Origin of the sequence: Thiomicrorhabdus heinhorstiae (assembly GCF_013391765.2) — a bacterium.
In the GTDB taxonomy this organism is placed as follows: Bacteria; Pseudomonadota; Gammaproteobacteria; order Thiomicrospirales; family Thiomicrospiraceae; genus Thiomicrorhabdus; species Thiomicrorhabdus heinhorstiae.
In genome coordinates this window covers 98,622-111,003 of record NZ_JACBGI020000004.1, presented here as the reverse complement: position 1 = coordinate 111,003, position 12,382 = coordinate 98,622, and the positions used below count along the sequence as shown (strand labels likewise).

Below are 12,382 nucleotides of genomic sequence, written 5' to 3'. Positions count from 1 at the left end.
TATGTATAGTGTAACAAACATCAGGGTTTAGATCATGGACTCGCAAATACACCCCAAACTGCTATGCGTTGACGATACTGCCGCTAATTTAAAATTGTTGATAGAGCTGCTTAGCCCGTTATATGAAATCAAGATTGCAACCAACGGTCTCAAAGCTTTGGAAATTCTGCAAACCTACCCGGCGGATTTAATTCTTCTGGATATCATGATGCCGGAAATGGATGGTTATGAAGTCTGCAGACGCATCCGCAGTAATCCTGAAACGAAAGATACGCCGATATTATTCCTCACAGCCAAGAATCAGCCCGAAGACGAAGAAAAAGGTTTGAAATTAGGCGCCAACGACTTTGTTTCCAAGCCTCTTAACCCCCGAGTATTACTCGCCCGCATCGAAACCCAAATCAAACTGCACTTTGCACAGCAGAAGCTCCAACAGCATAATCAAAACCTGGAAGAACAGGTGGAGAAGCGCTTGAATGAAATTCAGCGATTGCAGGACAGTACGATCTTTGTTATGACTTCGCTGGCAGAATTTCGCGACGAATGTACCGGCAACCATATCCAGAGAACTCAGGATTATGTACAGCTTCTCGCCAAAGCGGCTGCTCAAACACCGCAATTCCGCAGCCAGCTCTCACCATCCAAAATTGAAATTATCACCCAATCCGCACCACTGCACGACATCGGTAAAATCAATATTCCCGATAACATACTGTTAAAGCCCGGAAAACTCACCAGTGAAGAGTTCGAAATCATGAAAACGCATTCTCAAAAGGGCTATGAAATACTGCATCAAGCTTCCCTGAACATGGGAGAAAGCGGAGACTTTCTTGAAATCGCACAGCAGATCGCTTTAAGCCACCACGAAAAATGGGATGGAAGCGGCTACCCTCAAGGCCTGAAAGGCGAGCAAATCCCTCTTCCAGCCCGTTTAATGGCTTTAGCGGATGTCTATGACGCCTTGACCAGCGAACGACCATACAAAAAGGCATTCAGCTCCGACAAGGCGCTGGAAATCATCCAGGAAGGCAGAGGCAGCCACTTCCAGGAAATCCTTGTCGATCTGTTTATCTCACTTAAAGACGATTTGGAAAAAATCGCTGCCAAAAATCCCGATCGATAGCTAAGTCTTTTTTAAATCCAGCGTTCGATAACCGATGGCTTCGGCAAGGTGGTCGACAGTCACATTCTCACTACCGGCCATATCAGCCAAGGTTCTCGCTACCCGCAACAGCCGATGATAAGATCTCGCTGAAAAACCCAGACGATCAATCGCCGACTCTAGCAGGCGTTTTCCTGAAGCATCCAGCACCACAGATTTCTGTAACAAACGACTGTCCAATTCCGAATTAAGGCAACTCTGCCTTTGATACTGTAGCTGCCGACATTTTTCTACTCTCTGTCGAACGTTGGCACTCGTCTCGTTTTGATCTATCTCCGGTCTAGACAACAACGATTTGGCATCCACCGGCGGCAATTCCAGATGCAAATCGATTCGATCCAGAATCGGACCGGAAATTTTCTTCTGATAATGCGCAATTTGATCAGGGGTATCACGACAGCGACCAAGCGGATCATCCGGAAAAAATCCGCTCGGCGACGGGTTCATAGCCGCCACAACTAAACTTTTGGCTGGATAGACAACTTGCGCATTGGCACGGCTTATCATGACTTTTCCTGATTCAATCGGTTCTCTTAACGCCTCCAGTGCAGATCGCTGAAACTCAGGAAGTTCATCTAAAAACAGTACGCCTCGATGAGCTAGAGTCACCGCCCCGGGTTTTGGAATTCGCCCTCCACCGACCAGTGCAACTGCCGATGCCGTGTGATGCGGGTGCACAAACGGTCTTTGTCTGAATTTATCCGGTGGTACCATCCTGCCTGCAACCGATTGAATGACCGCCTGCTCGATCGCTTCCTGAGCCGTCAAAACAGGCAGCAGCGTAACCAATCGCTCGGCCAACATACTCTTTCCTGCACCAGGCGGACCAACCATCAACAGAGAATGTCCTCCGCTGGCACAAATCTCCAGCACTCGTTTGGCTTGCAGCTGGCCATTTACATCGGACAAATCGATTGCATTGCTGTCGTCAGCTCTTTCATCAAACGCATCCGTCGGAGAAATCGCCGCAACGTCATTTTGATTTCTGCCATTTCTCAGAATGGCCTGTTGCAAACGAATGACATCCAGTAGATTGTCGACGGCATAAATGGCAAGATCGTCTTCAGTTTGTGCAAGAATTAATCCTGCCTCATCGGCATTTTCTGTCGGCAAAATACAAACAGCCCCCTGCTTTCGGGCAGCAATAATCGCCGGTAAAATCGCCTGTATATAACGGATTTCTCCACTTAACGCCAATTCGCCATACAGCTCGAAATCTTCAGGGAAATCACCTTCGATTTGCGCGCTGGCAATCAGAATTCCCATGGCAATCGCTAAATCGTAGCGTCCGCCGCTTTTAGGAAGATCGGCCGGTCCGAGGTGAACGGTAATTCGTTTAGGAGGGAGAGTGAAACCACTACTGATCAGAGCACTGCGAACACGTTCTTTGCTCTCTTTAACAGATGCTTCCGGCAAGCCGACAATATTAAACGCCGGCAAACCGTTGCTGATATGAACTTCGACACTGACCGGAGGGGCTTGCAAACCGTCTATTGCACGGCTGTACAAGCGGGCCAATGTCGTCATCGCCGGATCCGCTTAAATTTCGCGGTTTTCCAATTCGTCCAAGCGCTTCTCCAGCGCTTCAAGTTTAAGGCGGGTTTTCTGCAAAACGGCAGTTTGGCGGTCGAATTCTTCACGGCTCACCAAATCCATCTTTTCAAAGCTCTTAGCAAGCAATGCTTTAATCTGATCTTTCAGATCATCCGGAAATCCGCCAAATCCTTGCGGAATCAAATCGGCAATCTTTTTTGCCGCTTCTTCTAAGTGATTTGGTTGAATCATTGCCAAGCTCCTTGTTTTGCCCCACAACCAATATACATAATTTTACGTACAATAAAAACCTAAAAATAACCGTTTTTAATTATTTGTCCGCCACGGGTGCTTTGACTTTAAGCGTATCCACACCCAATCTGCGTAACTCGTTTCTACGCTTGTTCAAAATCAGCCGGTCCGTGAAAGGACCGATTCTCAAGCGGTAATAGGTACGAGTCGCCGTTTTATACTCCGTCAAATCAACGATCTGACCATACTTGGCCAAACGGGCCTGTTCCTTTCTGGCCACTTCCATCGAACCGAAAGTACCGGCGATAACATAGTAAGGGGCATCGAGCTGCACCGACAGAGGTTCGGCATCGACATGCATTTTTTGCTCAACCAGATCATCGTAAAAACGGTACGGAGACTTTAATTCTTCTTGCGGCGGCAGCTTCTCTTCCATACTTGGAACTTTCAGAGCCTCTACTTCGAGAGGCTGAGACTGCGTCCCAGGATTTAGCAAACTTGCACTCTTTTCATTCGTCGACTGATCGAAAATGCTCACTTTCTGACTATCGTTACCGGATTTCAGACCCAGCGTCACAAAGTGATCGGCAATAAAATAACCGGACAGCAGACCGAAAGAAACCATGAAACCGCCGAACCAGATCCACTTCGACGAACTGCTTTGCGTCTGCACGGCTTTTTGCTGTGAACGACGCTGATAGGCCTGCCTAGGTGCGGCGTGTCGATGTCGATAATCACGGGCCATAGACAAGACTATACCTCTCAATTACATGGATTGCGGTGCGGAAACATCCAAAATAGTCAAACCATTCTGCAGTACTTGGCGAACGGCAACAATCAGCGTCAAACGAGCCTGACGGAGGTTATCATCCTCAACGATAAATTGGCTGGCGTTGTAGTATGAATGCAATGCGTGTGCCAAATCTTTCAGATAATACGCAATCTGATGCGGTTCATATGCCAGAGCACCGCGGGAAATAATTTCCGGAAATTTCGCCAGTTCAACAGCCAGCTGGGTTTCGTGTTCTTCAACCAGCAAAGACAGATTCTCCAAACCGGCCTGCAGATCCAATGTATAACCTTTCTCTTCGGCCTGCTCCAGAACCCGGCAAATACGTGCATGCGCATACTGAATATAATACACCGGGTTTTCGTTGGACTGCGATTTGGCCAGATCCAGGTCAAAATCCATATGCTGTTCGGATTTGCGTTGTACGTAGAAGAAACGCGCGGCATCCGCACCGACCTCTTCACGCAGTTCACGCAGAGTCACAAACTGACCGCTACGCGTCGACATGGCTAACTTCTCTCCTCCGCGATACAGAACGGCAAACTGCACCAGAAGAACTTTCAAAGCTTCCGGATCTGTCTGCATCGCTTCCATCGCCGCTCTAACACGCGGAATATAACCGTGGTGATCCGAGCCCCAGATATCGATCAAAATATCAAAGCCGCGTTCCAGCTTGTTGAAGTGATAAGCAATATCGGAGGCAAAATAAGTTTTTAAACCGTTATCACGGACGACCACTCGGTCTTTTTCATCACCGTAATCGGTGGAACGGAACCATAAAGCACCACCTTTTTCGTAAATTTTATCCGCCTTTTGCAACTTCTCAATTGCGGCATCAATCACACCAGAATCCATTAAAGAGCGCTCAGAGAACCAGTTATCAAAACTGACTTTAAAACCGCTAAGGTCGTCTTTAATATCGGAAAGGATTGCGTCAACGGCAATCTGGAACACTTCCAAATAGTGGTTGCCCAGTAGATTTTTCGCCTTGGCGATCAAGTCGTCGATATGTTTCTCTTTATCACCGTTTTCCTGACCTTCATCCGGCGTAACACCGGCGAAAACTTCCAATGAGGTGCGTTTCAAGGTATCGGCATATTGCTCATGTACCTGATCGGCAACTTCCAAAATATAATCACCCTGATAAGCGTTGGAAGGGAAAACCAGCTCTTCACCGCATTTAGACAGATAACGCAGCCAGACCGAGGTCGCCAGAATATCCATTTGTCGACCGGCATCGTTGACATAATACTCTCTGGAAACACGGAAACCGGCCGCATCTAACAGGTTAGCAACACTCGCCCCATAGGCTGCTCCGCGACCATGGCCGACATGAAGAGGTCCGGTCGGGTTGGCGGATACGAACTCAACCAAAACCGAACGCCCCTGTCCTACATTACCGCGACCGAACTGATCCTGCTTCTCCAACACCTCGGCAACCACCTGAAACTTGGCGGAATCGTCAACGAAAAAGTTGATAAACCCTGGCCCGGCAATTTCAACTTTCTTAATTACCGAACGCTCGCCGATCAAAGAGACAATCTGTTGCGCCAGATCGCGTGGCGGCATGCCGGCAGCCTTAGTCAACATCATCGCCAAATTGGTCGCAAAGTCCCCGTGGCTCTTGTCTCGAGCATTCTCGATATTAATATTTGGGCTTAAGTCTTGCGGAATAATTTGCTGTTGTTTTAGTTCTTGAACGACTTCGCTCAAAATCTGCGCAATTTGCTGCTTCATGCACTGTCTCTATTAGGTCAGGAAAAGGAAAACTCAAACGTTACATTTTACTAAAAATCCGAATGTAATTGCGAAGGAATTCCCTTAGGAATGAAATGAAAATGAAACCCAAGCGCTTAGCGGCATTGTTACAAGATTAAGAGAATTAAAAAATCGGGTAATCAGAGAACAGCCGTTTGAAAATCAAGACTGCTCTCTGCACTTTGACTAGGAACTTTTAGTTTTGGCAGTTGTTTTTTTAGCCGGGGTTTTCTTTGCAGCAGCTTTCTTTGCCGGCGCCTTTTTCGCAGGAGCTTTTTTGGCAGCGGCCCGACCGCGTTTCTTCGGTTCCGGCGCTTCATCCAAACGCTTCTGACACTCTTCCAGACTTAACTGCAGCGCATCTTCATCCTTAGCGATTTTCGCGTTTTTCTTGGTAACCAGATCGGTAATATAAGGTCCCCAACGTCCCTTAAGAATTTTGACGTCGGTACCCGGAAACGTTTTTACGATCTTATCGGCTTCCGCCTGAATTTTCGCTTCCACCAACGCTGCCGCCTCTTCCAAGGTAATATTCAGCGGATCAAACCCCTTAATCGGCGCATAGCATTTAGGCCCGTATTCCAAATAAGGTCCGAAAGGCCCCTGCTTGGCGATCAGCTTCTGACCTTTTTCCACCGCGAAGAGCGTGCCGTCAACCGCCTGCGCCGAATAAGATTCCGGCATTAAACCGACTTCACGCGGCAATTTGAACAATTCCAAAGCATCATCCAGCGTAATCAGATCCATTTTCTGGCCCGGCATCAGACTGGCGAAAGTCGGTTTCTCATCGTTTTCGCCATCACCGATCTGCACATAAGGCCCGAAACGACCGATCTTGACGTACATCGGTAAAGCGCTTTCGGGATGATTCCCCAACAGTCGGGCCTGACCGGCTTCCTCACGTGAAACGTCTTCCGCCGCTTCAACCTTCGGATGAAATTGTTTATAGAAATCGTCCAGCATCGTCTGCCACGGCATATTACCTTGAGCTATGACGTCGAACTTGTCTTCCACCTTGGCGGTAAACTGATAATCGAGGACTTCACCGAAATGCTTGGTCAGGAAATTGGTGACAATTCCGGCAATATCCGTCGGGAAAAGTTTGTTCTTTTCACTTCCGGCCATTTCCGATAGCGTCTCAGCCTGAATACCACCGACATCCAAAGTAATTTGACGGTAATCACGCGGCTTCCCTTCACGGTCTTCCTTTACCACGTAACCGCGCTGCTGAATGGTGTCGATCGTCGGAGCATAGGTTGACGGACGGCCGATTCCCATCTCTTCCAGAGTGCGCACAAGGCTCGCTTCGTTGTAGCGTGCCGGGGGGCGGGCAAAACTCTGTCTGGCAACCAGAGAACCGAGCTGCAATGCCTGACCAATCTTCATCGGCGGCAAACGGCCTTCCTCGGATTTATCGCCGAAATCGTATACTTTCAAGAAGCCATCAAAGGTAATGACCTCTCCTTTTGCCGTCAGTTTATCACTCGGCAGAGAATCAATTGCAATATCAACGGAAGTACGCATCAATTGGGCGTCCGCCATCTGCGAAGCAATCGCTCGTCGCCAAATTAACTGATACAAACGCTGCTCGTTACGTTCACCGGTCACTTCCTGGACATTGAAATCGGTCGGGCGGATTGCTTCGTGTGCTTCCTGCGCATCAGCCTGTTTGGTTTTATAACGACGAACATGGACATATTCCGCCCCGTAAGCACTCTCGATCGACTGCTGTGCCTGAGCAATGGCCACTTCCGATAAATTCACCGAGTCGGTACGCATATAGGTGATTTTCCCGGACTCGTACAGACGCTGGGCAATCATCATGGTTTGCTTGACCGAAAAACCGAGTTTCGAAGCCGCCTCCTGCTGCAAAGTCGAAGTGGTAAACGGCGCTTTAGGACTACGCTTGGCCGGTTTTTCTTCCAGAGATAAAACACTCAGATTCGCCGCTGAAACCGCTTGCAAAAAGGCGGTCGCATCTTCTTCGTTGTCGAAAGTGGCACTGCGTTTTACTTCCACTTCACCAGTCTCGAGGCCCTGATCGTCCAATAAGACCAGCTTGCCTTGAACACGGAATGAGAAACCGGCTTCAAAAGCTTCGATTTCTTTTTCCCTTTCAACAATCAGGCGTACCGCAACAGATTGCACTCGCCCGGCAGAAAGGCCGGTACGAATTTTCTTCCATAGAATCGGTGAAAGCTCAAAACCGACAATACGATCCAGAATGCGTCGCGCCTGCTGTGCGTTGACCAGATCCATATCGACTGTACGCGGAGCCGCAACCGCAGCTTCAATCGCCGGCTTGGTAATCTCATGAAAAACGATTCGACGGGTATTAGAAACATCCAGATTGAGAGCTTCGGCCAAATGCCAGGCGATCGCCTCTCCCTCGCGGTCCTCATCCGTTGCCAACCAGACACTTTCCGCCTCTTTGGCGAGTTTTTTCAGTTCGGCGACATTCTTTTTCTTGTCGGCGGAAATTTCATAATTCGGACTGAAGCCATTTGCAATATCAATCCCCATCCCTTTTTTCTGTATATCGCGAATATGACCGTAACTGGATCTTACGGTAAAACCTTTGCCGAGGTATTTCTCTATGGTTTTCGCTTTCGCTGGGGACTCGACTATCACCAAATTTGTCATCTATATTTAGCCCTAAAAGTGAGGTTTCAAATGATTTCGATTACTTTAACTCGATATATCTCGTATGCAGGAAAGCGGTGTATTGAAAGGTAAAATAGATTACTCATGACGACCTTGCCGATTTCCGACCTTTCTGTAAGGTTGCAAAATTTTTTTGCGTTTTGCAATCATTAGCATACAAATTTATTTATCGACAAAAATGAAAGACCTATTAATACGTGTTATTCCCAGGTAAATATGTTGAAAAGCATCTGTTGTATTTTCAACCATGCCTGACAGACTATTTAATCCGCCTCCAACGCCCGCCGGAAAGCGCTTCTATTCGCCCCGACAACTCCAATATCAATAACTGAGATTGCAGCTCCGAGACCGGTTTCTTGGTCACGACCACCAGTTCATCCAGACCGACCGGTTCGAAGTCGATAAACGCCAATAATTTATTTTCTGCACCCTCTCCATAAGAATGATCACTCTGCCGAGGCGCTTTATATTCTATAGAGGCCTGCATTCCCATTTGCAAGGACGACGATAACTCCTCCAGGATATCATCGGCGCTTTCAACCAGTTTCGCGCCCTGCTTGATCAGCTGATGACATCCCTTGGCCTGAGGGTTATAAATCGAACCGGGTATGGCAAACACTTCTTTACCTTGCTCCAGCGCCAGGCGCGCAGTAATCAACGAACCGCTTTTTAAAGCGGCTTCGACAACCAGCGTTCCCAAACTCAATCCACTGATAATCCGATTACGTTGCGGAAAGTATTGCGCCAGCGGCTTGGTTCCGAGCGGTTGTTCCGAGATCATCACCCCCTGCTCGGCAATCTTTCTCGCCAGAGGTTGATTACTGGCCGGATAGACCCGATCCAACCCGGTCGCGACTACCGCAACGGTTTTGCCGACGCCTCGTAAGCCTCCACGATGCGCATGGGTATCAATTCCTGCAGCCAAACCGCTGGTAATCGTAATCCCCTGTGAAGATAAAAAAGCGGAAAAATCTTCGGCAATCATCGCCCCCTGCTTCGAAGCATGTCGACTGCCGACCACCGCCAATTGCGGATCTTTAAGCATGTCGATATGGCCGCGTGCACCGAGCAAGATCGGCGGATCATCAATCTCGCTCAATACCGGAGGATAAGCATCACTCTCCCAAGGAATCCAGCACTGATTTTCCTCTTCACCCCAGCACAAAGCTTCTTCGACTTTTGTTTCCACTCCATCCTGAAACAGATGTTGCAGCTGTTTTTCGCTCAGTATGGAGGCATGCAGCCAAGCGCTTTGCGGAGCCTCAAGTGCAGACTCAACCGAGCCGAAATACGCCTTAATCGCAAGCAACTGCTTAAGCGAAGTTCGACATAATTGTAGACGGATAAACCCGGTCAATTCGGAAAAAGGATCCATAGAAGAATGCATAGTTCGGCTATAATTAGGCAATTATTGATTCAGAAGTATAAACGACGCTATGCAAAAACTCGATATTGTTCTCTATCCCGAACAAGGACTACGAGAAGTCTGCTCACCGATCGCGGAAATGAACGACGACCTGGACAAATTGATTGACGACATGTTCTATACCATGTACGACGCTCCCGGCATCGGCCTTGCTGCACCGCAAATCGCCGTTCAGCAGCGCCTGATTGTAGTCGACGTTTCCGAAACCAAAGATCAGCCGATCGCTTTGATCAACCCGAAAATCGTTGCTTCGTCCGGAGAAATCATCTGGGAAGAAGGCTGCCTGTCTCTGCCGGGTGTTTATGCCAAGGTCAAACGGCCAAGCCATATTCTGGTTCAAGGCATGGATCGCGACGGCAAAAAGATCGAAATGCAGGCCGACGATCTGCTGGCAGTCTGTATTCAGCATGAAATAGATCACCTGAACGGCAAGCTGTTTATCGATCACCTCTCGGGACTGAAACGCACCCGCGCCCTGCAAAAATTCCGCAAGATGCAGGAACAAGAGGATTAAAGATTGTCACAGTCATTGAAGATTATTTTTGCCGGCACACCGGACTTTTCGGTCGCACCTTTAAAAGCTCTACTTGCATCCGAACACCAGGTCATCGCAGTCTATACCCAGCCGGACCGTCCGGCAGGCCGCGGAAGAAAACTCACTCCAAGCCCGGTAAAACAGGTCGCTCTGGAGCACGATATTCCGGTCTATCAACCGGAATCATTACGCAACGAAACAGCGCAACAGGAGTTGGCGACCCTGAATGCCGACCTGATGGTGGTGGTTGCCTATGGCTTGATCCTTCCTAAAGCGGTATTGGATATGCCGAAATACGGTTGCCTCAATATCCATGCATCACTATTGCCTCGCTGGCGTGGCGCTGCTCCGATTCAGCGTGCGATCGAGTCCGGTGACGCCGCCAGCGGCGTAACCATTATGCAGATGGACGTGGGCCTCGACACAGGTGATATGCTGTACAAGGTTGAAACACCGATCGGTGTCGAAGACAGTGCGCAAACTCTGCATGATCGCTTGAGTGTGCTTGGCTCAGAAGCGCTGATGGCAACCCTGAAAAATCTGCCTGGATATCAAGCCGAGGCACAGAAACAGGATGAATCATTGGTCACCTATGCGGAAAAGCTGAATAAAGCCGAAGCGGAAATCGACTGGAATCAACCCGCGGCGACGGTAGTGCGACGTATTCAGGCTTTTAATCCCTGGCCGGTTGCCTTTACCGACTTCCAGGGTCAGCCGTTGCGCGTCTGGCAGGCCCGCCTGTTGAATTCACAAGAAGCTCAAGCACTGAATACATCGGCGGCCGGCGGAACCGTCCTCGCAGTTGAAAAATCCGGCATGATCGTCGCTTGTCGCGATCAGCCGATCCTGGTGCAAAACGTGCAACCAGCAGGAAAGAAAGCGATGGCGGCGTATGATTTCGCCCAGGCAAGACAACTCACTGGACACCGTTTTTAAATGAACGCAAAAAGCGAAATCAACAGCCGCTATGTCGCTTTAAAAATGTGTTTAAGCGTCATTGAAAACGGTCGTTCTTTAAGCCAGGTTCTGCCGGAAGGTTTGGCACAATTTCATGACGGGCGTGATCGCAGTTTTACGCAAAATATCGTGCTTGGCGTCTTGCGCTGGCAGTTGCGTCTGCAGGCAATCTGTGATCAGTTATTGAAGAAAAAACTAAAAGCGAAAGACGAAGACGTCAATCAGCTGATTCTACTCGGCCTGTACCAGATCCTGTATATGGACACTCCCGATCATGCGGCGGTTTCCGAAACCGTTGCTCTGGTCGGCAAGCTAAAAAAACCTTGGGCAAAAGGTTTGGTAAACGGCGTTTTGCGGAATTTCCTGCGTGATCGCGAAACCCTCTGCGCCGAAGTGGACTTGAAACCATCGCAAGCCTATTCGCACCCGCAGTGGTTTTTCAAAGCGATGCGCAAAGCTTATCCGCAGCAATGGCAGGAGATTTTGACCGCCAATAACGAGATTGCTCCGATCACGCTACGCAACAACCGTTTGCAGCAGAGTCGAGAAACTTTACTCGACTTGCTCAACGCAGAAGAAAAGATTTCCGAAGCACATCCGCAATGTCCGAACGGGATTGGCCTATCACGTAGTATGGACATTACCGCACTGCCCGGCTTTGAAGATGGCGCTTTCAGCGTTCAGGACGGCGCGGCTCAGCAAGCGGCGGAACTATTACAGCCGCAACCCGGCGAGCATGTTCTGGATGCCTGTGCCGCTCCCGGCGGTAAAACGGCCCATCTTCTCGAATACAGCGGCGGCCAGCTTGATTTGCTGGCGATCGAAAAAGAACCGGAGCGTCTTGAACGCTTAGCGGAAAATTTACACCGTCTTGGGTTAGAATGCGATTATCAGGTCGGCGATGCTTCCGAACCTGAAGACTGGTGGGATCAACGCCCATTCGATAAAATTCTTCTGGACGCACCCTGTTCGGCAACCGGTATTATTCGTCGCCACCCGGATATCAAATGGCACAGAACAGAAGAAGATATCGACGCGCTTTGCGATTTACAAGCGCAGATTCTTAAAGCGCTCTGGCCGTTAGTCAAACCAGGCGGGCGCTTGCTCTACGCAACCTGTTCGGTTTTACCGCAGGAGAACGGTCTGCAAATACGGCGTTTCCTGCTGGAAACAGCTGATGCACAGGAAATACCAATCGAAGTAGAATGGGGTTTATCGCAGGAATTGCCCGGTCGGCAAATACTACCCGGAGATAACGGCATGGATGGCTTTTATTACTGTTTACTGGAAAAAATGACGGGATAG

Annotated in this window: 10 protein-coding genes; 4 read left to right on the top strand and 6 right to left on the bottom strand. The window is 49.0% G+C overall.

Annotated features, from left to right (window positions below):
- The first annotated feature begins 34 nt into the window (after nt 1-34).
- Entirely contained in the window at nt 35-1,123 is a 1,089-nt protein-coding gene (locus tag H8792_RS04205) for a response regulator (RefSeq protein WP_185977685.1), read from the top strand.
- Here H8792_RS04205 and H8792_RS04200 read toward each other — a convergent pair whose 3' ends face one another.
- The 6 genes from H8792_RS04200 to dprA form a co-directional block, all read right to left on the bottom strand.
- On the bottom strand, nt 1,124-2,689 hold the full coding sequence (locus H8792_RS04200) for a YifB family Mg chelatase-like AAA ATPase (RefSeq protein ID WP_185977684.1): 1,566 nt from the start codon (nt 2,687-2,689) through the stop codon (nt 1,124-1,126). It lies immediately after the preceding gene.
- 12 nt (nt 2,690-2,701) lie between these two features.
- On the bottom strand, nt 2,702-2,947 hold the full coding sequence (locus H8792_RS04195) for an accessory factor UbiK family protein (protein ID WP_185977683.1): 246 nt from the start codon (nt 2,945-2,947) through the stop codon (nt 2,702-2,704).
- A gap of 79 nt (nt 2,948-3,026) precedes the next feature.
- A complete protein-coding gene (locus H8792_RS04190) occupies nt 3,027-3,692 on the bottom strand; it encodes an SPOR domain-containing protein (RefSeq protein ID WP_228766938.1) in 666 nt (221 codons plus the stop codon).
- Nucleotides 3,693-3,713: 21 nt separating this feature from the next.
- The gene (gene argS / locus H8792_RS04185) at nt 3,714-5,474 is read right to left on the bottom strand and encodes an arginine--tRNA ligase (RefSeq protein WP_185977681.1); all 1,761 of its coding nucleotides are present in this window, start codon (nt 5,472-5,474) and stop codon (nt 3,714-3,716) included.
- A gap of 207 nt (nt 5,475-5,681) precedes the next feature.
- Complete coding sequence (gene topA, locus H8792_RS04180; RefSeq protein ID WP_185977680.1) at nt 5,682-8,138, bottom strand: type I DNA topoisomerase; 2,457 nt, start codon at nt 8,136-8,138, stop codon at nt 5,682-5,684.
- 280 nt (nt 8,139-8,418) lie between these two features.
- On the bottom strand, nt 8,419-9,534 hold the full coding sequence (gene dprA / locus H8792_RS04175; RefSeq protein WP_185977679.1) for a DNA-processing protein DprA: 1,116 nt from the start codon (nt 9,532-9,534) through the stop codon (nt 8,419-8,421).
- A 61-nt stretch (nt 9,535-9,595) separates the two neighbouring features.
- Here dprA and def point away from each other — a divergent pair, with 61 nt between their 5' ends.
- The 3 genes from def to rsmB are packed head-to-tail and all read left to right on the top strand — an operon-like array spanning nt 9,596 to nt 12,382.
- On the top strand, nt 9,596-10,099 hold the full coding sequence (gene def / locus H8792_RS04170) for a peptide deformylase (RefSeq protein WP_185977678.1): 504 nt from the start codon (nt 9,596-9,598) through the stop codon (nt 10,097-10,099).
- 3 nt (nt 10,100-10,102) lie between these two features.
- Nucleotides 10,103-11,056, top strand: a complete 954-nt coding sequence (gene fmt / locus H8792_RS04165; protein WP_185977677.1) for a methionyl-tRNA formyltransferase — start codon at nt 10,103-10,105, stop codon at nt 11,054-11,056.
- Nucleotides 11,057-12,382 carry a 16S rRNA (cytosine(967)-C(5))-methyltransferase RsmB gene (gene rsmB, locus H8792_RS04160; protein WP_185977676.1) on the top strand — a complete coding sequence of 442 codons (1,326 nt, stop codon included), beginning with the start codon at nt 11,057-11,059 and terminating at the stop codon, nt 12,380-12,382.